This window comes from Microbacterium sp. bgisy207 (assembly GCF_057706855.1).
Genome location: NZ_JBYIPB010000003.1, coordinates 152539 through 174629, shown reverse-complemented (window position 1 = coordinate 174629; position 22091 = coordinate 152539). Strand labels below are relative to the sequence as shown.

The window sequence follows — 22091 nt, the reverse complement described above, 5'->3', positions numbered from 1 at the left end:
ACGGCGTATGCGATCTGCCGTCGCCCTTTGCGCCCGACGCGCTTTGGCGCGGCCCCGGTCACTGCCACTGGGAGCATCGCTGGGACGGCCATGCCGTCTGCTCCTGCCAGATGTGCCACGGCGGGGAGGGAAACCGGCGCGAACGTCGCCGGGAGCGTCAGCGGGCGCGCTGTGAATTGCGCGCGGCGGCACGTCTGTGGGCGATGGGGCAGTCACTGAGCGACGGATAGGTCGCGCTGCAACGTCGGTAGTCGTCCGTACACTCGGCAACATGACCACCATTGCGGCGCTGCCAACCGGAACTCGTGCACGGCGTCTGCGCCTGCTCGCGGGCGTCATCGAGTTGGCAGGCGGAAAAGTCCGTGAGTTTGTCGCCACTGACCGCATCGCTGAAGCCGTCGGAGCCGAGCTTGCCTTGAGCCGTGAAGATGTCGTCAACGAACTCGAGTTGCTTGACGGCGAACGTCTGCTCACGGCGCACCGTTCGCTGGCCGGGCTGAACGGCGTGTTCGTGACGCCCGAAGGGAAGTCCGCGGCGGAGAGCTTCGATCAGGCGCGGCGTGATGTGATTCTTCGACGCCGCCAACTCCAGGACGACTACTTGCGCTGGCTGTATGACGAGATCGAGGTCAACGGGCGCGGGCCGACGCCTGATGACTTCCTGCGCGGCGGCGCGCACTTTCATGGCGTCGTGTACACAGCAGACGAGTTGATGAAGGCGGGCGCGCGGCTCAAGCAGGAGGCGTACATCGACGGGCCGGAAGCATGGCAGTATGCAGCCCCGCTGCGTCCGCGGCTGACCGCGAAGGGTCGTCACACCGTCGAGCAGGGACGCTCGGTTCACGACCCGGTGCATCCGACGCCGACGCAGCATTTCGAGACGCATGTCCAAGGCCCGGCGAACGTCTCGATTGCTAGCTCCCAGGTGAACCAGGCGCTCACGGTCAGCGACCCCGCATGGGGTGACAAGGTGTCGGCCGTGCTCGATGCTGTGACGCAAGCGATCGGGGCGTTGACGGCAGACGAGTCGGAACAGGTCGCGCAGATGGTTGACGAGGCCCGGCAGGGAGTGTCGGCACAGGAGCCGACGCGCACGAAACAGGCGCTAGTCGCGCTCGGCGGGTTCTTGAAGGACGTGTCATCCGGCGCCCTTGGCGGCATCCTGTCGACGCAGGTGCTCGCGCTCGTCGCGCTCTTTAGCTGATGACCCATCTGAAGGGTGCGCCCGTTGAGACGGCTTCCGCGTACTCCTGAAGCTTGGCCTCGGGAAGGTCCACCTTCGGTCCATGCGTTGCGAAGTCGGCGACGATCACATCTACCGGGAGCCCGGCATGGGTCTCTCGAAACTGTTTGTCCGCGGCCTCAATGGACTCAGCTACCTCAGCAAGCAGCTTCTTGTAGGCGCGCGAGTCGAACTCGATCTTCATGTGCTGAACGCTACGGCGGACCAGCGACATTGAGCCGGAGTCACCGCCCGGCGCGTCAGATGCTCGCGCCGACACCAAGCAGGAAGTTGACCCAGGTGGCGCCGAGGCCGGCGAGGGCGGCAGCGCCGATGGAGACGAGGAGTCCGGTGCGCGCACGGACGGCCGACGAGATGTTGCCGTTCGCCGACGAGATCGCCCACACTGCGGCGCAGATCACGAGCATGAGTACGGCGAAGATGAGCGCGATGGTCAGCAGCGCGCCGACGATGGCGCGCAACTCGGCCTGACCGCCGACCGCTCCGAAGTCCGGGAACACGTCCATGTCACGCAGCACCTTCGGCTGAGCAGAGCGCCGCGGTGCTCGCGGCGTCGAGGTTCTGCACACCGTGCGCGGCAAGCCACGGTTCCGCGTCGACGGCCGAGCTGTTCGCGCCGCCGGGGCGGATCTCGAAGTGCAGGTGGGCTCCGGTGGACTTCCCATTCGAGCCGACGTTGCCGATGTGCTGGCCTGCGACGACACGGTCCCCGACGCTGACGAGCACGCCGTCATCCCACATGTGCGCGTAGGCGGAGGCGATGCGCTCGCCGCCGATGGTGTGCTCGATGATGATGAGGCTGCCGTAACCGCCCGACGGCCCGGCGAAGCTGACCACGCCATCGGCGAGCGCGAGGATCGGCGTGCCGTCGTCGGCAGCCCAGTCGGTGCCTGAAGTGAACGCTCGCTCCCCCGTGAATGGGTCTTCGCGCCACCCGAAGTCGCTCGTGTTCACCCACGTCCCGTTCGGTAGCGGGAACACCAGGGAAGTCGTCTCGTGAACTTCGCCGAGTGGCGTGCCGCCGGGCGTCGCCTCGGCGCGCCGAGTGAGCGCCGCCAGGATCGCCTCGGCGACCGGCTGATAGTTCTGATAGCGGTCGGGATTCGCAGAGACCTCCACCGCTTGCGCCGATTCGCCGGGGTCTAGGCTCTGCCAGTCGGGGATATCGAGCAGCCCGCGCGGCGATGGGTAGTTCGGTCCCTTCGCCCCGCCGTAGAACGCCCGCGCCTGGTACTCGGCGTCCATCAGTTCCTCCACGGTGCCCCAGCCCGCGCTCGGGCGCATCTGGAACAGCCCGAGCGAGTCATGGTCGCTGCCCGCCCCGTCGTTCAGGTAGTCGCCCGACCCCGGAACGGCGCTCGGGTTGGCGAGCATCCGCAGCAGGGATTCTGTGAGCGCGGCCATTAGCGCGACGAGGACGCCCATGCGCCCCACGCCCTCGGTCTGCGCGCCGACCGTGATGATCGTCGCGGCGTGCGTGAGCTGTTGACGCTCGAGCGTCACGGTCGCGCCCGAGCGGGTGGTCGACGTGAGCGATTCGGGAATCGGCCCGACGACAAGCGAGGTTGAAGGTAAGCACGCGGCGAAGGCCGCAGGCGACACGAGCAGACCCACGCCGACGAGGCCCATGGGGAGCACTGCGACGAGGATGGCGATGACCGCAACGAGCTTCTTCATGCGGATGCCGATCAGCGCAGGGGGTTGTCAAGCTCGGAGATGCGAAGCGCGCGGCAGGTATCGAAGGTCGGCTCGCAGGTGATGAAGACGGTGAACGCGACCTCGTGGGAGCTGGTCACGGGCTCGGTGCCGTGGATGCCCTCGCGTTGTCGAATGCCGGTGATCGTGTAGGCGACGGTGCCCGGAAGGATCTGTCCCTCGGCTGCCTGCTCCAGCGCAGTCGCCCACTCGTCCGGCACGAGCACGTCGTTGATGTCGAGCCATTGGCGGGTCTGCATCGTGCGGAGCTGCGCCCAGGCGTCCGCGGTCGGGAGATATGTGCGCACGTCAGAGGCGAGCCCGGCAGTCTCATTGCCGGAGGGGTCGCCCACATCCACGATGACCTGCGCATAATCGGTCGGCCCGAACTCGGTCGCGGTGTCCCAGGCGAACAGCGCGGTGGCGAGGGCGCGCGCGAACGTCTCGGGATCGTCGGACTCACGGACGACGCGCGGCGTGCTCGATGTCGGCGACGGCGTGCTGGTCGACGCGCCGGGAGGATCGCCCGCGGTGTTTCCGGGCGAGGGGTCGGAGCGAGGCGCGAGCAACAGCCCGTAGAGCCCGACTCCGACGAGGACGGCGAGCACGGCGGCACCGACGATCAGGAGGATCATGAGGCGACGGGGGAAGCGAGTCTGCGGCATCAGGCACTCTCCTTGGCGAGACGTTGGCGGGCGGCGCGGGCGGCTCGGGCCGCGTCGAAGAAGCGGACGGTGGCGTCGAGGATCGTCTCGACGTGCTCCCACTGTTCGTCGCTCAGTGCGGTGCCGACCTCGGCGGGGTCGTAGTGCGACCACCACTGATCGAGGTCGTTCCAGGTGAGCGTGAACGCCCGCACCGGGTAGCGAACCGGCACGGGGCTTGTCGCTGGCGCGGGAGTCGGGCCGCGCTTGCGTCCTTGCTTCGCGCGCTCCAGCGCCTCTTGAGCGAGCAGCTCCAGCTCGCCGGGCGGCTCGGGCTCATCCTGCGGGATCGCGAGCATGGCGATGGTGCGGGCGTGCGCCGTGGTGATCGACGCGCCCCGGTCGATGGCGTCGAGTTCGGAGCGGGCGAAGCTGCGCACATCCTCCGGCTGGCGGGGGTCGTTCGCGATCCGCTGGAGATCGTTGATCTGCTCCAGGCTCGTGTACGACTTGCGCCCGGTGACCATGATCGCGGCCTGCGCACGGGACTTGCCAGGGGCACCGATCAGCGGTGGTGCCGTGACGGCACCACCGGTCGTTCCGGCGATATTCCCGCCCGCACCGAACTGCGTCGCCGCCTGACGACGGGCGGCATCCTCGGCCATGAGCGTCTTCAGCTCGCGGTACAGCGCCGCGGCCTCGGTCTGTGTGAACGGCTTGTGCAGCACGTTGTCGGCCTGCTCAGCCATGAGCCTCTGGAGCCGGTCGCTGATCCCGGAGCGCACGAACACGTTGACCTTCTTGTAGCCGAGCTTGCGCAGGGCGGCAATGCGGCGAGCGCCGCACACGAGCACCCCCTCCGGCGTCACGGTCGGGGGCTGGAGCAGTCCGTCACGTTCGATGGATGCTGCGAGTGCGTCGATGTCGCCCAGCTCCACGCGATGACGGCTGCCGACGACAATGGAGTCGATGGTGCGCTCCAGCTCGATGTGCCCGGTGCTCGCCGCCATGCGCTCACCTCGCCCCCGCCGGAGTGGGCGCGTTCAGGCCGAGCAGCAGCACGAGGTCGTCATCGGTGAGCAGCGCGCGCAGGGGTTCGCCGACAAGAAGGCGGTACAGCACGCCGCGGCCGACGGCGGTGCGGGCCTGATCGGGATCGGGGTTGCCGAGGATCGCACGGAGCAGCGCGTTCCAGCTCGTCGACGACAGATCGAGCACGGCCCGAGCGTGTGGGTCTCGCCGAAGCGACTCCGCTGCGCTCGCCCGCGACGGCGCTTCGCCGAGTCGAGTGCAGATGTGCTCGATGGCCGCGCGCGCCGTCTGCTCCGGCCAGTCGAGCAGCGTCAGTAGCTTGATCGCGTCCTCGACTGCACGGACGACGGCAAATGCCTCGTCGTCCGATTCGTTCTCGTCCTCACCCGCGGGCGCGACCTGCAACGCTTCGTGGTAGTCGGTGAGCGGGTTCTCCCGGTCGCTGAACCGCTCCGGGTCGTGGAAACCGCTGTATTGCGGCCTGCGTGCCTGATGCGTCGAGCACAGCAGTCCGTTGCCTCGTTCCTCGGCGATCAGTGTGACCTGCACAGCACGGGTGACGACTGCCCACGGATCTTCCGCGTTGCGCACGGCCGGGGTGAGCATCGCGTCGAACGCGGCGCTCGCCGCCTCCCACGGGTCGAGGCCGTGCTTTCGCGCGAGGCTCGCGTACCGACCCGCCGTGTACTCCATGAGCGCCGCGACATCCACGTCGCGCTGCCACGCGCCTTTCCCATCGTCGTGCAGACGCTCCAGGAGCGCGCGCAGTCCCTCCGGAGTGCGGAACGACGTGGGAGCGGCCTGGGCAGACATGGCGCGCTCACAGGCGGCGGAGCGGGTCGCGGCTGACAGAGGACTGGTGCGCGGGCGACTGCCCGAACGCGGAGAGCGGCGCGATGCCCTGGGCACGCGCCCGGATGCCTGGCCGGGTCACCGGAGTTGCCTGCGGCGAGGTCTGCCGACGCTCCTCGACGCGGCGTGCCAGCTCGGTGCGCAGGTCGATGCCGCGTCCGATCATGCGGGCCGAGGCGGACGGGAGCAACTCGGTCGGGCGCACCCACACCACCTGGCTGCGGTCGTGCTCTGCGCTCAGGCGCTTCAGGAGTGGGTGGCCGTCGCGCCACGTCTGTGCGGCGAGCCACGGGTCGGTGTGGCGCGCCAGTTCCGAGATCTCAGCAGCCTCGCTCGGAGTCGGCTTCAGCGTGTGGAGGACATCGGCAAGCCGACGGGCGTGCTCGTCTTCCGGCAGCTCATCGTTCACAGCGCCCCTCCTTCCGATGCAGAGGCGCGCGCGGGCGTCGCCAGCCAACGGCCGACCGTGGACGGATGCACCCCGGTCGCACGAGCGATGGCGGTGTTCGTCATGCCGTCCTCCTTCATCCGCAGAGCGAGTTCTCTAGGAGCAAGGTGCGCAGGCGCTTCCGGCGACAGGTACTCGACCGCGCTCGACACCAACTCGGCCGTCTGCGTCGGCGGCTCTCCACGGAACCGTCGAGTGAGCACCACCGTCAGGTGCGTGATCGCCAGTAGCACGAGCGGCGGAACTGCGGCGACCGATCCCGCGAGCGCAGAAGGAACGTCGGCGTCAGCGGCGACGACCGCGTGGATCGCGTTGGCTGCGACCGAGACCGCGGCACCGGCCATGAGCAGCAGCCACGGATACCAGGCGGCACGCTGCCCCGCGAGCGCGACGACGGACACCGTGGCGACGACGATGATGCCGTCCACGATGAGCGGCCACGCCCACGCCTGGCTCTCATCGACGCCGGAGCGTCGCGCGAGGTCGGCGAGCGCCGTGAACGACAGCCAGAAGGCGGCCGCGGCGATGAATACGGTCCCAGCTACCGCCGTCCACACGGCGATCCGCCCGCGCGGCTGTTGCGTGCTGCCGGGAATCACGAGAGCACCTGACCCGATGAAGGCTGAGCTGCATGGCTGGGCACGGAACTGGCGGCGGGCGCGGACGGTGCGCCCCTCGCTACGCGGTGCGCCGAGCGGATCGTCGTCTCGATCTCCGGCGCGGGCAAGCCTGCGCGCTCGGCAGCCGGCCCCAGCGCGGCACGCACGCGGTCGGGCGGGATGCCCGCCTCGATGAGTCGACACGAGGCCCAGAACAGGCCGCGGTTGCGCTCGCCCTCGCCGCGCATCTCGACCCAGCGGGCGATCCGCTCCACGTCAACGCCGTCCGTTCGCTCGACAGGCATGACGGGCATCGGGCGCGCCGGTCGCGGATCGAGGAACTGCCGCAGCGCGCGGGCATCGACGGGAACCGCATCGCCTCGCCCGGAGCCGATGAGGGCATACGCACTCGGCCCCGCATCGGTGGCGATGATCGAGGGCGGCACGATGACGTAGCCGCCCGATCCCCGGAAGTCGATGCCAGCACGCGCCACCTGCCAGGACGGCTGCATCAGCTCGGGATCGGCCGGGTAGTAGGCATGGACTCCACCCGAGGGCGTGCGGATGAACGCGGCCCAGCGATCCGTCAGCCCCTCGCGCCGGGCCAGCTCGAACGCTGCGAAGCCGCGGATCGCCCCGTGCACGTCGACATCCACGACCTCCAGCCCGGAGATCTGGCCCGTCGGCATCCCGATGTTGGCGCGCGGCCACCGCGCCCACCAGCGAGCGACCTGGCGCGGTTCGGTGCTCGCCTCGTGGAATCCCCGCTGGGTCAGCGGGCGCTTGCCTCCTGTGACGCAGGGAAAGACCGGGATGCCTGCCTCGGCGTAGCGACACGCTGCGGCGCTCGGCGACAGGCCGGTGAGCGAGGCGAGCAGGGCGGCGGCATCCATCGGCTGGCGCTCTCCACGCGAGACTTCCGGCATCGTCATCTCGGCACCTCCTCTGACCTGGTCGTGAGCCGTGGGGCTCTTGTCGATCAGGTGCGCCGGGGTTCCCAAGAGACGGTCGCCGTCCGACGGGCAACGCAGTCAGGCTCCGGGGTCGCGCCGTGCTCATGGAATCGTCCCCTCCCGCTCACCGGGAAGCCGTGTTGAGCATGCTCAAACTCTCCCGCGATTCCGTTCTAACACCGCACGTTGAGCATGCGCAACGGTTGATTTGCGCATGCTCAACGGGTAGATTGAGCATGCACAACTACCCTTGGGCCTGGGCTACGTCGATGCCTTGGCCCTCCCGAAGGGAAGGGGGTCAGCGACGATGACTGAAGACGAAAGTCAGGCTGCGGCTCACGACCTCGCCAAACGCCTGCGACTTCTGATGGATGTCGCTGTCGCCGAGTCCGGTTCCGAACCGACCTACTCGCAGATCGCGGAGCATCTGAGACAACGTGGCATCAGCCTGTCTCGATCACGATGGACGTACATGGTCAACGGCCATCGATACGTTCAAGACACCGCAATCTTCGAGGGACTCGCGGACTTCTTCGGCGTTGATGCTGCCTTTCTTGCCGGGGAGAGCGGCGTGGCTATCCCGGAGAAGGTCTCCGCCCAACTCGACCTCGTGCGTTCGATGCGTGCAGCGAAGGTGAAGTCCTACGCTGCTCGCACGCTCGGCGACATCTCGCCGAAGGCGCTCCAAGCCATCAGCAAGTTCTTGGATGAGGAAATGATGCGAACACCCGAGCACTGACGGGTGTCGCGCACCACGGAGCCGAGACCAGTAGCTGCTCGGCCGAGAGGGGGTAAACGTGAACACCGAAGAGACCGTAACGGCCGCCGTCTCCGATCTGCGGCTCGGCAGCAGATTCACGCTTGCGCACCTTCTCCAGGCCATACAGGAACGGCGCCATCGTAGGCTGCGCGTCGTCGAACTCGCCGACCTCGACACCCGCGACGGCATCTGTGCGCTCTGGCTGGTCACCGACACCGAGGACTTCGTGCTCCACGCACGCAGCGACTCTGCACTGCACCGCCAGCAGTTCGTCCTTCACGAGCTAGCCCACATGATCCTCGGTCACACGGAGGGCGACGATTGCACAGCCGGGGACGTCTTGCTGCCCAACATCCCTCCTCACACGCGCGGACGCCTGCTCAAGCGACAGGACATTGACAGTGAGACGGAGATCGCCGCCGAGTCGCTCGCAGATCGGCTGGCCGCGGGCATCCGAGGATCGGTGTTCGCCGAGTCCCGCTATTCGGAGATTTTCGGGTGATCCAGGCGCTCGTGGCGACGCTCATGTGGGCGCTCGTGGCGAGCCTGCTCATCTTCCGCCGCAAACGGGCGGATCGAAGCATCACCTACGCCTCCTTCACGATTGCCGTCGCGATGACCCTGAACGTCGACGCCATCTACCTCGCCACCGATCCGCTTCTTGGCGGCATGAACGTCACGACCCTCGTTTCGGATGGGCTGCTGATGACCGGGATCTTCTTTCTCGGTCGAGGCGTCATGAAGGCCGACGAGTACCGCCCCAGGCTCGTGCGGGTCGCCGTGGGCATCCCGGTACTCCTCACCTCGCTTCTTGCGATCACCACGACGTTCGTGTTCATCGACCGAGGCACAACCACGACTCGGTTCATGATCGACCTCGGCGCGCAACCCGCAGCAGCGGCCTACTCGATCATCAACTTCAGCTACTTCTTCCTCGTAATCACGACGATGATGATCCTCGCCGCGCGGCAATATCTGCGCAGCTCCGGCATCCAGCGTCTCCCCGCGGCTCTGCTGAGCCTGGGATCGGCGTTCGGCGGCGCACTGTGCCTGGCCGTGCTCATCATGGATGTCGCACACGTCACAGGACATCTCGATCTCATGCGCGCCGTCCAACACGCCTACGAACCGCTCTCTCTACTCGCGTTCCTCTTCCTGTGCGCGGGCTTCGCCGCGCAGCCGGCCGTCCGCCGCGCACAGCACGACATGCGCCGGAAGCGCACCGTCGGCCTCGCGACACAGTTGGAGCCTCTCTGGAAGCGGGCGTCCCTCGTGCGGCCTGGGCTGAGCCAAGCAGACCCGCTCGCTGCGAGCGCGGATGACCTGGAGAGCCGTCTACACCGAGAGATCGTTGAGATCCGCGACGCGATGATCGACCCGCGCGTCACCTTCGACATCAGCGCAGCCGAGCGCGCCCTGCTGAATCGCGCCGAGAGTCACCTCCTCGGACTCGACACGAGAGCGACACGGACCACCGCTTCGCCAGGAGGCCGGGTCGACCAGGGCGGCAGTTCGTGATGCGCCGGGTCGCGCTAGGTGCCGGGCTCGTCGCAGCAGGTGCATTGGGTGTCGGATGGGCGATCGCGCGGCGGTTGACAGCCCCCAGCACGCGGCGATACGACCTGACCGTCCGCGAGGTTGAGCGCGACGGCGACCGCCCTCTCATCGTGCTCGACCGAACTTGCCTGACCGCAGCCGAAGGCGCGTACAACATCTGGTTCGAGAACGGAGGCTGGGCGCAACTCTCTGAAGACGTGCTCGACCGTGGACCGACTCAGATCGCGCGACGGGTGACGAGCACGGCATCGGGGCTCACTCTCAGGGCTGGCGATCATGTCTCCTGGAGCGGCATCTACTACGCGACCCCGAACGACGCCAGCCTTCACGCGCACGACGTCACCATCGACACCCCTGCGGGGGCTGCCCCCGCCTGGCGCATCGACGGCGACGGTGCCAAGTCGACGTGGGCGATCCACCTACATGGCCTCGGCAGCGTCCGAGCCGGAACACTTCGCGGCGTGCTCGCCGCCACCGAGCGCGGCTACACCTCGCTCGTTATCAGCTACCGAGCCGACGGTGAAGGTCCGGGAGTCGGCAACGGTCGCTCAACACTCGGCTACACCGAGGCCGAGGACGCCGCAGCCGCTATCGAGTACGCGATGCGGCACGGAGCCCGGCAGATCGTGCTGTTCGGGTGGTCGATGGGTGCGGCCATCGCGCTCCAGCTCGCTCACCACCCGTTATATCGACGCAGCATCGCAGGTCTCGTGCTCGACTCACCCGTGCTCGACTGGACCGAAGTCATCAAAGCGAACTGCACACGCAGCGGACTCCCCGCAGCCGCGGGCAGCCTCGCGATCCCGTGGCTGACGCTCCGCCCGCTGACCCGCATGGTCGGCCTGCCCGAGCGCATCCCGCTCCGATCCTTCGATTGGACGGTTCGTGCCGAGGAACTCACCGCGCCCACGCTCATCCTTCACGGCACCCACGACGACTCCGTACCGATACGGCTCTCACGAGCACTCCGAGATGCTCGGCCTGGCCTTGTCTCACTGGAGGTCTTCGAAGCAGGACACACGCTGTCGTGGAACTCCGACCCCGACCGATGGCAGAGCGCGGTGATCACTTGGCTTACCGCGCACGTCCCGTATTGAACGCACTCAGGCCTTCCTCCGGGGGCGAGTTGAGCTGCTGAACGTGGCTTCACGGTATAATGCGGGGGATGGTCTCTTTGGCCCGGACTCCGCGTTCCGTGGTGCTGAATGAGCGTCTGTTGATAATGCGGCTCATTACCAGCATCGGTTTGGCGTTGTTGCTGATGCTCGGGATCTCCGTCGCTGGTCACGTCGAGGGCGAAGGTTCCGCCCCGGTTCCGCTGGTGGTCAGCGCCCTGATCGACCCGCACGTCGATTCTGTCGCGTCCGACTCTGAGCCCCAGACAGTCGCCGAGGGAGCGTTCCAATCGGATACTTTGGCGAGCGTCGCGCTGTGTGTGCTGGGTGTGCTGTGTGGCCTAGTCTTCTTCGTACTCACCCGACTGCTGCGGCAACGTCGTCCTCCGTCGACACCTGAGCGGCAGCCGCGCCATTCGTTGTTGCTTCCTGCACCGTTCGCGCGTCCGCGGGTGAGTGTTTTGTCTCTTCCGCAGTTGGGTCTTTCCCGAACCTGATATCCGGCACGCCGCCTGTTGGGCGGTGTTCACCCTGGGCTGTGCCCGGGTTCTGTCCTGTGCCGTGTGAAGTGTTTGGAGTACCCGATGAAAACCCCTGTGAAGGCGACGTTGATCGCCGTCGCGGTCGCCGTTGTGCTGGTGCTGGCCGCAGTCGTCTATGCCCTGGTCAACCGGAGTCCAGTCCCACCGCCCGAGGGGGGAGCCAGTCCGGGGGCCGCGTCGGTTGTGCGGGAGAACTCGCACGTTCTCGACGACGGCGGCCCGGAGGCGGTGACGGTGGTGGAGTTCCTCGACTTCGAGTGCGAGGCGTGTGGCGCGTTCTACCCGATCGTTGAAGACCTGCGGGAGCAGTTCGCGGGGGAGATCACGTATGTGGTCCGGTACTTCCCGCTACCGGGGCACTTCAACTCGAAGAACGCGGCGATCGCCGCGGAGGCCGCTGCAGGGCAGGACCGGTTCGAGGACATGTATCACCGGCTGTTCGAGACGCAGGCGGAGTGGGGCGAGGCGCAGGAGTCCCGTGCTGATCTGTTCCGCGGCTTCGCGGAGGAGCTCGGGCTGGATATGGCTGCCTATGACGCCGCGGTCGCGGACCCGGCCACGGCGGAGCGGGTGGAGCTGGACTTCAACGAGGGCCGAGCACTCGGCGTGGGCAGCACGCCGACGTTCTTCGTGGACGGCGAGCTGCAGGAGCTGCAGGAGTGGGATGACCTTGAGACCGCGATCCAGGCCGCGGTGAACGGTGAATCCTGATGCGGGCGGGGTTGTCGCACCGACGGGCGATCATCGTCGGCGCCGGGCAAGCCGGTCTCGCCGTGGCAGCCGCGCTGAGCGCGGAAGGGTTGCGGCCGCAACAGGAGTTCGTGGTGATCGACGCCGCTCCGAAAGGTCAGCGTCCGTGGGCGTCCCGGTGGCATTCGATGACGCTACTCAGCGATGCCCGGCACAGCAGCCTCCCGGTGCGCCGCCTCCCCGGTGACCAGCGCCGGCATCCCCGGGTCGACGAGATGGTCGACTACCTCACCTTCGTCGAGGCAGGGCTGCGTGTCGAGACGGTCTGGGGCATCCGCGCGATAGGAGTGGAGCACCGCGGCAACGGCTCCACACTGCTGTTGTCGACGACGGCGGGGGAGGTGCAGACCCGCAACGTGGTGTGCGCGACCGGCGCCGCCGCCCATCCGCGGATCCCGGAGTGGGCACCCGCGCTGACCGTGCCCGGTGTCGTGCTACACAGCAGCGACTACCTGTACCCCCGGCAGATCCCCACCGGGGATGTACTGATCGTCGGCGGCGGCAACAGCGGCGTGCAGCTGGCCCGAGAGCTGTCCGCCTCGCACACGGTAACGCTCGCGACCCGAACACCTCGCCGGCATCGCCCCGCAGCCGGCTACGCGACGGGTGCGGGGGAGGGTGCGTCATGGTTGTCCCGGAAGCGGCGCCCCGAACCGTTGTTCGGCGACAGCTACGAGCAGCTGCGCCGCGCCGGGGTCACCCTCCGCCCCGCGGCCACCGCCGCGGACGGAACGACGGTGAGCTTCGCCGATGGCAGCCAGGCCCAACCGGCCTCGGTGATTCTCGCGACCGGCTACCTGCCCGGCGACGATTGGCTCCCCGACGAGGCACGGGAGGACCGGGCGCGGCGCACGATGACCGGGGTACCGGGATTGTTCGTCGCGGGGATGCCGCAGTACGGCGGCCGCGGCTCCGACACCATCGCCGGCGTGTGGCGCGACGCCACCGCGATCGCTCACCACATCATCAACCGCCCCTGAAAGAGCACCATCCATGAACATCACACACCCCCACCCGACACGCAGAACCGCGTCAACCCTTCTCGGCGGACTGACGGTGCTGCTGCTGGCCGGCGGATTACTGCTGGCTAGCACCGCACCCGCCGCCGCGCACGACAACCTGATCTCATCAACCCCCGAGGCCGGCTCCACGGTCGACGTGTCCCCGGCGGAGATCTCCCTCACGTTCAGCGGAGAGCTGCTCACCGCGACCAGCGCCGTGGTGATCGAGGTGACCTCCCCGGACGGGCAGAACGTCGCCGAAGGGGAGCCAGCCGTGGACGGGACCACCGTGACGCAGACGCTGGCGGCGAGCCAGAGCGCGGGCGTGTTCACCGTGCTCTGGCGAGTGGTTTCCAGTGACGGGCACCCGATCAGCGACCAGTACACGTACACGGTCGAAGCCGTCACGACACCCACCAGCAGCCCCACCCCCGGAGAGACGTCGGAGCAGACCCCCGAACCGTCTCCGACCGCCACCGCCACCGCCACCGAGGCCGCGGGCTCGGACGTGCACAGCGGCCCCTCCGGGGGTGGGGCGTTCCTGCCGATCCTGGCCGTGGTCAGCGGCGTTGTCATCGTCGGCGGCGCGCTGGTGGTCGTCCTGATGGTGGCGCGGGAACGTCGCCGCCGTGACCGAGTCGCAGCCGCTGCGGCCTCCGGCAGGGAGACGCCGGAGGCGTCCGGACAGGCGCAGAACCGTGCCACCGATACGTGAACTCCACCCGGTCGGCCCGAGCCGTCACACCCGAAGGAGACCATCATGAAGTGCCCCGTCGACGCCACGGACCTGCTCATCTCCGAGCGATCCGGCGTGGAGATCGACTACTGCCCGCGGTGTCGCGGCGTCTGGCTGGACCGTGGCGAGCTCGACAAGATCATCGACCGCGCCTCCGGTGATCCGCGCACCAGCGGATACGACACCCGCGACTACACCCACAGTCGGGACCGGGACGATCACCGTCGGGACAGGGATCAGCATGGCCGCTCGGGCCGCCGCAAGCGGGAGGGATTCCTCGGTGAGCTCTTCGACTTCTGACACGGCACTTCCGACGAAACCCGCCCGGGCACGCCTGTTCGCGATCGCCTGTGTGGTCGCGGGAGGGGTGGTGCTGATCGACCAGGCCAGCAAGGCGGCGGCACTGTCCGGGCTGAGCGAGACAGAACGTATCCCGCTGCTGGGCGAGGTGTTCGGCCTGCAGCTGGCCTTCAACCCCGGTGCAATCCTCGGCCTCGGGTCCGGCTTCACATGGCTGCTCACTCTGCTCGGCGTGGCCGCGATCGTGGTGCTGTTCATCGCCGCGCTGCGAGCCCGCTCCGTGTGGTGGTCGGCCGGCATTGGGTTCATCTTGGGCGGCGCCCTGGGGAACGTGATCGACCGGCTGTTCGCCCCGCCGGGCTTCGGCCGCGGATACGTGACCGACTTCCTCGCCTACGGAAACTGGTTCATCGGCAACCTCGCCGACGTCGCCCTCGGAATCGGCGTGTTGATCCTGGCGATCGTGCTCTGGATCCGCCGCCGGGCCGCGACCGGCGGCGCCGCTAGCGCGCAGCTGAGCTCGAACTCATCGGTAGGCGGGCTGTGATGGCGAACAAGCGTGCCCCGTCGACGTACCAGCGCAACGCGCTCGCCCCGAGCCTCCTCGCCGCGGCCGTGCTGTTCCTTGCGCCAGTGCTGCAGGGCGGGGACTGGTACCTGGTGCCGCTGTTCGTCGCGTCGATTCTGGCCGTCATCGTCGGCTGGTTCGGAATCCAGGCGCGGCAGTGGTGGTGGGCGCCGGTGTTCGCGGTGATCGCGGTGCTGTGGAACCCGGTGTTCCCGTTCCCGTTTGCGGGGTCGGGTTGGATGGCTGCGCAGCCGGTCGCCGCGATCGTGTTCCTGGTCGCCGGGGCGATGATCAAGGTCAGACGCGCATGAGACGCTCCACCCCGTTCATCGCCGCGCTGGCCCTCGTCGCCGTCGCCCTCACCGGCTGCACCAGTAGCGACAGCCTGGCTCAGCAGTACCGCGACGGGAACGAGAAGGGCTACATTGCCGGTGACTTCCAGGTCGTGGAGATCCCGGCCGCCGACCGAGGCGACCCGGTGGTGTTCGAGGGCGTCACCGAGACCGGCGAGACGGTGTCCAGCGACGACTACCGGGGCGGGGTGCTGGTGGTGAACTTCTGGTACGCCGCCTGCGGACCATGCATCGTCGAGGCACCCCTGCTCGAACAGGTGTGGCAGGAGTACCAGGACCAGGGCGTCGCGTTCCTGGGCGTGAACACCTACGACCAGCCCGCCACCGCCCTGTCGTTCGCTCAGGACAACAACGTCACCTACCCGAGCGTGATCGACGTCAACGACGGGCAAGTCAAGCTCGCCTTCGCGCAGGTCACCCCCATCCAGGCCACCCCCACCACCCTCGTCCTGGACCGCGACGGGAGGGTCGCCGCCCGGGTCATCGGACAGCTGGCCAGCGCATCCATCCTGTCCACCCTCGTCGACGACACCCTGGTCGAGTCCTCGTGAACCCGGGCGCGGTGGTCGTGGACGGTGCCCTGTGGGTGGCGCTCCCGCTCGCCGTGCTCGCCGGGCTGGTCTCCTTCGTCTCCCCGTGCGTGCTGCCGCTGGTGCCCGGATACCTCGGCTACCTCGGCGGCGCCACCGACGCCCACAGCTCCACGTCGACGTCGACGGCCGGAGCGAGCACCGCCGCGGGGGAACGGAGGCGGCTGCTGGTGGGGGTGGCGTTGTTCATCGCCGGGTTCACGGTCGTGTTCGTCACCGTCACGATCCTCGGCGGCACGTTCGGGATCCTGCTGCTGCAATACGCGAACACCCTCACCCGCATCTTCGGGGTCGTGATCATCCTGCTCGGGCTGGTATTCATCGGGTTCTTCGGCATCGCCCAGCGCACCCTCCGCCCCCGCATCCAGGGCCGCGCCGGCCTGATCGGCGCGCCCCTGCTCGGGTTCGCGCTCGGCGTCGGCTGGACCCCCTGCATCGGCCCCACGCTCGCGGCGATCCTGTCGATGTCGTGGAACCTCGGCGACCCCGCCCGCGCCGGGCTGCTCGGCCTGGCGTACTCGCTCGGCCTCGGCATCCCGTTCCTGCTGCTCGCCCTCGGCTGGGGGTGGGCATCCCGCTCGGTCGGGTTCCTCCGCCGCCACATCCGCGCCCTGAACATCATCGGCGGCAGCCTGCTCGTCCTCCTCGGACTCCTCATGGTGACCGGGCTATGGACGGCGCTGATGTCCGCCCTGCAACAGGTGGTGATCAATGTCCCCCTCCCGCTCTGACACCACCACCGAGAACTCGCTCGACCCGCTGCGGCCGGGCGACCACGCCGACTCTGACGCCCCCGAGATCACCCAGCCCGCGCTCAGTGTGACCGGGTGGCTGCGGTGGGCGTGGCGGCAGCTGACCAGCATGCGCACCGCCCTGGTGCTGCTGCTCCTCCTCGCGATCGCCGCCGTCCCCGGCTCCCTATTCCCGCAGCGCAGCGCCGACCCCAACGGCGTCATCCAGTGGGAACGCAACAACCCAGACGTCTTCCCCCTCGCGGACGCGGTCGGCCTGTTCGACGTGTACCTGTCGCCGTGGTTCTCCGCGATCTACCTGCTGCTGTTCACCTCCCTCATCGGCTGCGTCATCCCTCGCGCCCGCCACCACTACAAAGCGCTCCGCTCCCAGCCTCCACGGACCCCCGCCCGCCTGTCCCGGCTCTCGGAATTCCAGGAAGCGAACCTTCCCGCCGACGGATCTCCCGATCCTGTTGAACACGCGATCGGGGTGGCCGAGCGGCAGCTGCGCCGCGCCGGCTACCGGGTACAGCGGTACGACGGCCGCGGGTGGGTGTCGGTGTCGGCCGAGCGCGGCTACCTGCGCGAGACCGGCAACCTGCTCTTCCACGTCGCCCTGGTCGGCGTGCTCGTCTCCGTCGCGATCGGCGGGTCGTTCGCATACACCGGGCAGCGGGTCGTGGTGGAGGGCACCACGTTCGTCAACGCGCTCAGCGACTACTCCTCGTTCAACCCCGGCCGGTTCATCGACGGCACCGGCCTTGCTCCCTACTCGCTCACGCTCGACGACTTCCAGGTCTCCTACCGGCTGCCCGGCACCCCCGGCGCAGGGCAGGCCGGTGACTTCGCCGCCGACGTCACCATCCGCCAGCCCGGACAAGACGACCAGGCGCAGAGCGTGGTGGTGAACTATCCGATCACCGTCCAAGGCGACCGCATCTATCTGCTCGGCAACGGGTACGCACCCACCCTCACCGTCCGCGACGCGGCGGGGGAGGTGGTGTTCAGCGAGTCGCAGCCGTTCCTGCCGCAGGACTCCAACATGACCTCGCTAGGGATCGTCAAGATCCCGGACGGGCTGCCCGAGCAGCTCGGCCTGGTCGGGTTTTTCTACCCCACCCAGGGTGTGTTGCCATCCGGGGCGTTCACGTCGGTCTACCCCGACGTGGTCAACCCAGTCATCACCTTCAACGTGTTCAGCGGGGATCTCGGCATCGACGACGGCACACCCCGGTCGGTGTACACGCTCGATGTCAACGGGCTCACCCAGCACACCGGCGGCGACACCGGCCTCGACTCCCTGGAACTGACCCTCGGCGACACGGTGGACCTGCCCAACGGGTGGGGAACGGTCACGTGGGAGATCGCAGGCGACACCGATCCGGTGAAGCGGTTCGCGTCGCTGCAGATCCAGCGCGACCCCAGCAGCGGCTGGGTGCTCGCGTTCTCGATCCTCGCCACCCTCGGGCTGTTCGCCGGCCTCTTCGTCCCGCGCCGCCGGTTCTGGGTCAAAGCCCGGCCCAGCACGGAGGGTGTGCAGGTCGAGTACGCCGGACTTGCCCGCGGTGAGGATCCCGCCCTCGCCCGAGCCGTCGCCGACTTCGCCGCGCAGCACGCGACCGCCTACACGGCCGAGACTGCGGAGGGGGAGCGGCGGTGAACGAGTGGATCCCTGACACCCCGCCGACCTTGCTCGGGTTCCTCACCCCCGTGCCGCTGCCGTTCCCGGTCCTGCCCACCCTGGCCGCGCTCCTGGCCGCCGGGTATCTGACCGGCGCGATCCGGCTGTGGACGCGGGGGCGCCGCTGGCCGGTATGGCGCACCGTCAGCTTCCTGTTGGGCTGCCTCCTCCTGGCGGCGGTCACCGGGCTCGGCGTCGAAGCGTACGGGTATGCGCTGCTGTCGGTGTTCATGTTCCAGCAACTTTCCCTGATGATGGCGATCCCGCCGCTGCTCGTACTCGGTTCCCCCGGCACCCTGCTGCTGCGCGCCACCCCCCACCACGGCGTCGGGCGGCTCGTCCTCCGCGCCGCCCACGCCGGCCTGCGAAGCCGGGCCGCGCGGTGGGCGTTGAGTCCCTGGGTCGCGCTGCCGCTGTACCTGTTCGCGTTCTACGGGCTCTACCTCGCCGACCTCGCCGACCTCATCCTCGCCGCCCCCGGAGGGCACATCACCCTCGAGGTCGCGTTCCTGGTGGCGGGGATCCTGTTCACCATCCCGGTGCTTTCCGCCGACCCGCTGCCGGTCCGCCTCAGCCACGGCGGCCGCGCCCTGGACGTGTTCGCCGAAGCCGCGCTACACGCGTTCTTCGGCGTGTTCCTGATGATGGCCACCACCCTGCTGGTCGACCACTTCGCCGCACCCACGCTGGCTCTCGGAATCGACCCGATCGAGAATCAGTGGCTCGCCGGAGGCCTGGCCTGGTCCTACGGTGAGGCGCCCACCCTGCTGATGCTGATGTTCGTCATGCACAGGTGGTTCCGCCACGACACTGCCCGCGACGCCGCCGACGCCCGGTACGCCGACACCCACGGCGACCCCGAACTGGACGCCTACAACGCCTACCTCGACACCCTCCGCCAGAAGGACACCTGACGGATGCACACCACCACACCCCTTCTCGCCGCAGGGCCTGCCGCCCGTGGGAGGACGGACGCCCGTGACCTGAGTCCCGTGCTGCCGCTGTGGGCAGCGGTGCCGGTCGCCGCGGCCGGCGGAGTCGCGCTGGATCTCGCGTCGCCGCCGCTGGGGTGGTGGCCGCTCGCCCTCGTCAGCGTCACCCTCGCCCTCGCCACCCTGATCGGCCGCAGCATCGGCGGGGCGCTGCTGGCCGGCACGGTGTTCGGGGGAGCGTTCTACTTCACCCACCTGGTCTGGGTGGGGGAGTTCCTCGGCCCGGTACCGTGGATCGCGCTGGCAGGCCTGGAAACGGTGCTGTTCGGCCTCGGAGCCCTCCCGATCACCCTCGCCTACCGGTGGACCGCACGGTTCCGCCCCCAAGGGCCGGGGCAGCTGGTCGGAGTGCCGCTGCTGGTCGCCGGGCTCTGGGCGACCCGCGAGGTCGCGATGGGGGCATGGCCGTACTCGGGATTCCCGTGGGCGCGGCTGGGCATGACCCAAGTCGACGGCCCCCTGCCCCAGCTCGCGTCCTGGACCGGCGTCACCGGGCTGTCCTTCCTCCTCGCGGCCGTCTGCGCCGCGCTCCTGCAGTGGCTCCGCTCCGGCGGCATCCGCTTCTCGCGCGGTCTCCTCCCCGCCGCGACCGGTCTGCTGCTGCTGGTCGCGGTCCCGCAGTTCCCCACCACGGGCGCCGGCACGTTCACCGTCGGGTGGGTGCAGGGCAACGGCCCCGCCGGCTACTTCGACGCCCGGAACCCCGGCGACATGCTCGCCGCGCAGACCGCCGCCACCGAGCCGCTGCTCCGGCAGCCGATGGACCTGCTGGTATGGCCCGAGGGCTCGGTCGACTCCGACCCCCTCGCCACCCCAGCCACCGCCGCAACCCTGGACCGGGTAGTCCGTGACGCTGGCGCACCGCTGCTCCTGAACGCCGCCACGACACGCGGCGCGGATGTGTTCAACACCTCGCTGCTGTGGACCGGAGACCGCGCGCAGCCGCAGTGGCACGACAAGGTCAACCCGGTCCCGTTCGGCGAGTACGTGCCCGACCGGTGGTTGTACGAGCTCCTCGCCCCCGACCTGGTCAGCCTCATCCAACGCGAATACACCCCCGGTACCAACCCGCCCTTAGTGACTGTCGGTGACGTCGGGGTCGGGTTGGCGATCTGCTTCGACGTGATCTACGACACCGTCATCTGGGACGGCGCCCGCGCCGGCGCTCAGCTGTACGTGTTCCAGACCAACAACGCCGACTTCCGCGGCACCGACGAGAACATGCAGCAACTCGCGTTCGCACGGATGCGGGCGATCGAGACCGGACGCACCGTGGTCAACGTCTCCACCGTCGGCACCAGCCAGGTCATCGCACCAGACGGCACCACGATCGACACCGTCGACGTCAACACCGCCGCCGGCCGAGTCACCACCGTGCCGCTGCGCACCGGGCTCACCCCGGCAGTGATGGTCGGCCCGTGGGTCACGGGGATTCTCCCTCTCGCGGCCGTCATGGTTCTGGTCGCGCTCGGCGTCCTCCACCGCCGCCGGATGCGAGGGGCTGCCGGCGAGGGGGATCGTCGCGTCAGGAGCAGCTCCGGTGGTCGGGTCGGACGAGTGAGGGGAGATCGAGATGCGACATAGGCAGCAGGTTCAACCAGGCGCCTCCCGTCTGAGCATGGGGGAGGAGTGCGGTTGCGCTCCGTCACCGGTCGAGCGCCGCGCCCTGTGGCCGGGAATGACCCGTCGCGGGGCGCTCGGGCTGGGGGTTCTCGGCATCGTCGCCGCGGGCATCCTCACAGATCCGTACCTGCCCGTTGCGGTTGCGGCGGCGTACCCGTCGTGGGACGACGTGCAGGCGGCGAAAGCGAACGAAGCGGCCAAGGCCGCGGAGATCGCCCGGATCCAAGAGCTGATCCAGAGCCTCACAGGTGAGGTCGAACGCACCCGCGCTCTCGCCGAGCAGGCCGCCGACGCGCTCTACACCGCCCAACAGGACTACTTCGCCGCCGCATCCCGTGCGGATTCCCTGCAATCTCAAGCCGACGAGGAAGCGGCCGCCGCGGCCGCCGCGTCGGATCGGGCGGGACGGGTGGCTGCGCAACTGTACCGCAACGGCGGCGACACCGCAGCGGTGGAGCTGTTCCTGTCGGGCTCCGCGGCGACCGCTGACGACCTGCTCGCCCGCCTGGGTCTCATGGACAAGCTCCTCGAACGCAACCAGACCGTCTACGCCACGGCGCTCACCGCACGCAATGCAGCCCAGGGCCTGAGCGATCAGGCGATGGTCGCTCGCGATGAGCGCGACCGGCTGCAGCAGATCGCCGAGCAAAAAAGGCTCGAGTCGCAGCAGGCCGCCGACGCCGCGCAGACCGCGCTGGATGAGCAGACCCTCCGACTGGGCGAGCTGCAGGCGCAGCTCGCCGCCCTGCAGGACACCACCACGAAAACCGTGGCCGACTACCAGGCCGGTGTCGAGGCCGCCCGCATCGCCGAGGAGAACCGCCGCGCCGCCGAACGAGCCGAATCGCAACGTCAGGCCGCGGCATCCGGAGGGGGCGGTGTGGTCAGCTCCGGGTGGGCGCGCCCCACTTCCGGGCCGCGCACCTCCGGGTTCGGTCCCCGCAGCTCGCAATGCGGCAACGGGTACTGCTCGACCAGCTACCACTACGGCGTCGACCTGAGCGGTGGCTGCGGCGCGGGGATCTACGCGGCCGCGGCGGGCACCGTCGTCTACGCCGGATACAACGGCGGCTACGGCAACTACATCAAGATCGACCACGGCGGCGGGATCGGCACCGGATACGCCCACATCCGCCCCGGCGGGTTCTTCGTCGGCTACGGCCAACGGGTGAACGCCGGCGACCTGATCGGCAGCGAGGGCAACACCGGAAACGCGTTCGGCTGCAACCTGCACTTCGAGGCCTACGTGGGCGGCTCCCCAGTCAACCCGATCGACTTCCTCGCCGCCCGCGGCATCTCCATCTGACCCGACACGAAGGAGGA

Annotated in this window: 27 protein-coding genes; 18 read left to right on the top strand and 9 right to left on the bottom strand. The window is 68.8% G+C overall.

The genetic code is table 11. The features are described 5' to 3' along the window. The first annotated feature begins 271 nt into the window (after positions 1-271). The gene (locus AC3ENO_RS03965; protein WP_434969311.1) at positions 272-1204 is read left to right on the top strand and encodes a hypothetical protein; all 933 of its coding nucleotides are present in this window, start codon (positions 272-274) and stop codon (positions 1202-1204) included. On the opposite strand, the gene AC3ENO_RS03960 is transcribed toward AC3ENO_RS03965, so the two are convergent. From AC3ENO_RS03960 to AC3ENO_RS03920, 9 genes are read right to left on the bottom strand one after another with little or no spacing between them, the layout of a single operon-like run. Continuing rightward, positions 1197-1427 (bottom strand): hypothetical protein, encoded by a 231-nt coding sequence (locus tag AC3ENO_RS03960; RefSeq protein ID WP_434969309.1) that lies wholly within the window; start codon positions 1425-1427, stop codon positions 1197-1199. The genes AC3ENO_RS03965 and AC3ENO_RS03960 overlap by 8 nt on opposite strands. 55 nt (positions 1428-1482) lie before the next feature. Beyond that, positions 1483-1749, bottom strand: a complete 267-nt coding sequence (locus tag AC3ENO_RS03955; RefSeq protein ID WP_434969308.1) for a DUF6112 family protein — start codon at positions 1747-1749, stop codon at positions 1483-1485. A 1-nt stretch (position 1750) separates the two neighbouring features. Beyond that, on the bottom strand, positions 1751-2920 hold the full coding sequence (locus AC3ENO_RS03950) for a M23 family metallopeptidase (RefSeq protein ID WP_434969307.1): 1170 nt from the start codon (positions 2918-2920) through the stop codon (positions 1751-1753). 11 nt (positions 2921-2931) lie between these two features. Then, entirely contained in the window at positions 2932-3603 is a 672-nt protein-coding gene (locus AC3ENO_RS03945; RefSeq protein ID WP_434969306.1) for a hypothetical protein, read from the bottom strand. Next, a complete protein-coding gene (locus tag AC3ENO_RS03940; protein ID WP_434969305.1) occupies positions 3603-4592 on the bottom strand; it encodes a ParB N-terminal domain-containing protein in 990 nt (329 codons plus the stop codon). The genes AC3ENO_RS03945 and AC3ENO_RS03940 overlap by 1 nt, the downstream gene beginning before the upstream one ends. Positions 4593-4596: 4 nt before the next feature. Next, a complete protein-coding gene (locus AC3ENO_RS03935) occupies positions 4597-5427 on the bottom strand; it encodes a hypothetical protein (protein ID WP_434969304.1) in 831 nt (276 codons plus the stop codon). 7 nt (positions 5428-5434) lie between these two features. Continuing rightward, the gene (locus AC3ENO_RS03930; RefSeq protein WP_434969303.1) at positions 5435-5875 is read right to left on the bottom strand and encodes a hypothetical protein; all 441 of its coding nucleotides are present in this window, start codon (positions 5873-5875) and stop codon (positions 5435-5437) included. Then, positions 5872-6513: a DUF2637 domain-containing protein gene (locus AC3ENO_RS03925; protein ID WP_434969302.1), complete on the bottom strand. Its 642-nt coding sequence runs from the start codon at positions 6511-6513 to the stop codon at positions 5872-5874. The genes AC3ENO_RS03930 and AC3ENO_RS03925 overlap by 4 nt, the downstream gene beginning before the upstream one ends. Next, entirely contained in the window at positions 6510-7445 is a 936-nt protein-coding gene (locus AC3ENO_RS03920) for a bifunctional DNA primase/polymerase (protein ID WP_434969301.1), read from the bottom strand. Before AC3ENO_RS03920 ends, AC3ENO_RS03925 begins: the two co-directional genes overlap by 4 nt. A gap of 328 nt (positions 7446-7773) precedes the next feature. On the opposite strand from AC3ENO_RS03920, the gene AC3ENO_RS03915 reads away from it, so the two are divergent. The 17 genes from AC3ENO_RS03915 (at position 7774) to AC3ENO_RS03835 (ending at position 22074) form a co-directional block, all read left to right on the top strand. Further along, positions 7774-8205, top strand: a complete 432-nt coding sequence (locus AC3ENO_RS03915; RefSeq protein WP_434969300.1) for a hypothetical protein — start codon at positions 7774-7776, stop codon at positions 8203-8205. 58 nt (positions 8206-8263) lie between these two features. Next, entirely contained in the window at positions 8264-8728 is a 465-nt protein-coding gene (locus AC3ENO_RS03910; protein ID WP_125131942.1) for a hypothetical protein, read from the top strand. Then, on the top strand, positions 8725-9744 hold the full coding sequence (locus AC3ENO_RS03905; RefSeq protein ID WP_434969299.1) for a DUF6545 domain-containing protein: 1020 nt from the start codon (positions 8725-8727) through the stop codon (positions 9742-9744). Before AC3ENO_RS03910 ends, AC3ENO_RS03905 begins: the two co-directional genes overlap by 4 nt. Continuing rightward, positions 9744-10880 (top strand): alpha/beta hydrolase, encoded by a 1137-nt coding sequence (locus AC3ENO_RS03900; RefSeq protein WP_434969413.1) that lies wholly within the window; start codon positions 9744-9746, stop codon positions 10878-10880. The genes AC3ENO_RS03905 and AC3ENO_RS03900 overlap by 1 nt, the downstream gene beginning before the upstream one ends. Positions 10881-10948: 68 nt before the next feature. Continuing rightward, positions 10949-11395, top strand: a complete 447-nt coding sequence (locus tag AC3ENO_RS03895; protein WP_434969298.1) for a hypothetical protein — start codon at positions 10949-10951, stop codon at positions 11393-11395. An 87-nt stretch (positions 11396-11482) separates the two neighbouring features. Next, entirely contained in the window at positions 11483-12151 is a 669-nt protein-coding gene (locus AC3ENO_RS03890) for a DsbA family protein (protein ID WP_434969297.1), read from the top strand. Beyond that, positions 12151-13170, top strand: a complete 1020-nt coding sequence (locus AC3ENO_RS03885) for a flavin-containing monooxygenase (RefSeq protein WP_488185760.1) — start codon at positions 12151-12153, stop codon at positions 13168-13170. The genes AC3ENO_RS03890 and AC3ENO_RS03885 overlap by 1 nt, the downstream gene beginning before the upstream one ends. 13 nt (positions 13171-13183) lie before the next feature. Next, positions 13184-13906, top strand: coding sequence for a copper resistance CopC family protein (locus tag AC3ENO_RS03880; protein WP_434969295.1), 723 nt, complete (start codon positions 13184-13186; stop codon positions 13904-13906). 45 nt (positions 13907-13951) lie between these two features. Further along, a complete protein-coding gene (locus tag AC3ENO_RS03875; RefSeq protein ID WP_434969294.1) occupies positions 13952-14227 on the top strand; it encodes a TFIIB-type zinc ribbon-containing protein in 276 nt (91 codons plus the stop codon). Continuing rightward, positions 14208-14774, top strand: a complete 567-nt coding sequence (locus AC3ENO_RS03870) for a signal peptidase II (RefSeq protein WP_434969293.1) — start codon at positions 14208-14210, stop codon at positions 14772-14774. The genes AC3ENO_RS03875 and AC3ENO_RS03870 overlap by 20 nt, the downstream gene beginning before the upstream one ends. Beyond that, the gene (locus tag AC3ENO_RS03865; RefSeq protein ID WP_434969292.1) at positions 14774-15106 is read left to right on the top strand and encodes a DUF6804 family protein; all 333 of its coding nucleotides are present in this window, start codon (positions 14774-14776) and stop codon (positions 15104-15106) included. Before AC3ENO_RS03870 ends, AC3ENO_RS03865 begins: the two co-directional genes overlap by 1 nt. Further along, on the top strand, positions 15103-15699 hold the full coding sequence (locus AC3ENO_RS03860) for a TlpA family protein disulfide reductase (protein WP_434969291.1): 597 nt from the start codon (positions 15103-15105) through the stop codon (positions 15697-15699). The genes AC3ENO_RS03865 and AC3ENO_RS03860 overlap by 4 nt, the downstream gene beginning before the upstream one ends. Continuing rightward, positions 15696-16469 carry a cytochrome c biogenesis CcdA family protein gene (locus tag AC3ENO_RS03855; RefSeq protein ID WP_434969290.1) on the top strand — a complete coding sequence of 258 codons (774 nt, stop codon included), beginning with the start codon at positions 15696-15698 and terminating at the stop codon, positions 16467-16469. The genes AC3ENO_RS03860 and AC3ENO_RS03855 overlap by 4 nt, the downstream gene beginning before the upstream one ends. Next, on the top strand, positions 16450-18132 hold the full coding sequence (resB, locus tag AC3ENO_RS03850; protein WP_434969289.1) for a cytochrome c biogenesis protein ResB: 1683 nt from the start codon (positions 16450-16452) through the stop codon (positions 18130-18132). The genes AC3ENO_RS03855 and resB overlap by 20 nt, the downstream gene beginning before the upstream one ends. Next, a complete protein-coding gene (locus AC3ENO_RS03845) occupies positions 18129-19067 on the top strand; it encodes a cytochrome c oxidase assembly protein (protein ID WP_434969288.1) in 939 nt (312 codons plus the stop codon). Before resB ends, AC3ENO_RS03845 begins: the two co-directional genes overlap by 4 nt. A 3-nt stretch (positions 19068-19070) precedes the next feature. Next, positions 19071-20729, top strand: a complete 1659-nt coding sequence (gene lnt / locus AC3ENO_RS03840; protein WP_434969287.1) for an apolipoprotein N-acyltransferase — start codon at positions 19071-19073, stop codon at positions 20727-20729. Between the two features lie 94 nt (positions 20730-20823). Further along, the gene (locus tag AC3ENO_RS03835) at positions 20824-22074 is read left to right on the top strand and encodes a M23 family metallopeptidase (protein WP_434969286.1); all 1251 of its coding nucleotides are present in this window, start codon (positions 20824-20826) and stop codon (positions 22072-22074) included. The last annotated feature ends 17 nt before the right edge of the window (positions 22075-22091 follow it).

What these genes read in the sequence shown, in the direction of transcription:
- AC3ENO_RS03860 (WP_434969291.1), top strand. Translation starts at nt 15,103, where the DNA reads ATGAGACGCTCCACCCCGTTCATCGCCGCGCTGGCCCTCGTCGCCGTC.
- AC3ENO_RS03960 (WP_434969309.1), bottom strand. Translation starts at nt 1,427, where the DNA reads ATGAAGATCGAGTTCGACTCGCGCGCCTACAAGAAGCTGCTTGCTGAG.
- AC3ENO_RS03945 (WP_434969306.1), bottom strand. Translation starts at nt 3,603, where the DNA reads ATGCCGCAGACTCGCTTCCCCCGTCGCCTCATGATCCTCCTGATCGTC.
- AC3ENO_RS03885 (WP_488185760.1), top strand. Translation starts at nt 12,151, where the DNA reads ATGCGGGCGGGGTTGTCGCACCGACGGGCGATCATCGTCGGCGCCGGG.
- AC3ENO_RS03900 (WP_434969413.1), top strand. Translation starts at nt 9,744, where the DNA reads ATGCGCCGGGTCGCGCTAGGTGCCGGGCTCGTCGCAGCAGGTGCATTG.
- AC3ENO_RS03895 (WP_434969298.1), top strand. Translation starts at nt 10,949, where the DNA reads ATGGTCTCTTTGGCCCGGACTCCGCGTTCCGTGGTGCTGAATGAGCGT.
- AC3ENO_RS03835 (WP_434969286.1), top strand. Translation starts at nt 20,824, where the DNA reads ATGACCCGTCGCGGGGCGCTCGGGCTGGGGGTTCTCGGCATCGTCGCC.
- AC3ENO_RS03950 (WP_434969307.1), bottom strand. Translation starts at nt 2,920, where the DNA reads ATGAAGAAGCTCGTTGCGGTCATCGCCATCCTCGTCGCAGTGCTCCCC.
- resB (WP_434969289.1), top strand. Translation starts at nt 16,450, where the DNA reads ATGTCCCCCTCCCGCTCTGACACCACCACCGAGAACTCGCTCGACCCG.
- lnt (WP_434969287.1), top strand. Translation starts at nt 19,071, where the DNA reads ATGCACACCACCACACCCCTTCTCGCCGCAGGGCCTGCCGCCCGTGGG.
- AC3ENO_RS03920 (WP_434969301.1), bottom strand. Translation starts at nt 7,445, where the DNA reads ATGACGATGCCGGAAGTCTCGCGTGGAGAGCGCCAGCCGATGGATGCC.
- AC3ENO_RS03880 (WP_434969295.1), top strand. Translation starts at nt 13,184, where the DNA reads ATGAACATCACACACCCCCACCCGACACGCAGAACCGCGTCAACCCTT.
- AC3ENO_RS03890 (WP_434969297.1), top strand. Translation starts at nt 11,483, where the DNA reads ATGAAAACCCCTGTGAAGGCGACGTTGATCGCCGTCGCGGTCGCCGTT.
- AC3ENO_RS03935 (WP_434969304.1), bottom strand. Translation starts at nt 5,427, where the DNA reads ATGTCTGCCCAGGCCGCTCCCACGTCGTTCCGCACTCCGGAGGGACTG.
- AC3ENO_RS03875 (WP_434969294.1), top strand. Translation starts at nt 13,952, where the DNA reads ATGAAGTGCCCCGTCGACGCCACGGACCTGCTCATCTCCGAGCGATCC.
- AC3ENO_RS03865 (WP_434969292.1), top strand. Translation starts at nt 14,774, where the DNA reads ATGGCGAACAAGCGTGCCCCGTCGACGTACCAGCGCAACGCGCTCGCC.
- AC3ENO_RS03915 (WP_434969300.1), top strand. Translation starts at nt 7,774, where the DNA reads ATGACTGAAGACGAAAGTCAGGCTGCGGCTCACGACCTCGCCAAACGC.
- AC3ENO_RS03965 (WP_434969311.1), top strand. Translation starts at nt 272, where the DNA reads ATGACCACCATTGCGGCGCTGCCAACCGGAACTCGTGCACGGCGTCTG.
- AC3ENO_RS03955 (WP_434969308.1), bottom strand. Translation starts at nt 1,749, where the DNA reads ATGGACGTGTTCCCGGACTTCGGAGCGGTCGGCGGTCAGGCCGAGTTG.
- AC3ENO_RS03940 (WP_434969305.1), bottom strand. Translation starts at nt 4,592, where the DNA reads ATGGCGGCGAGCACCGGGCACATCGAGCTGGAGCGCACCATCGACTCC.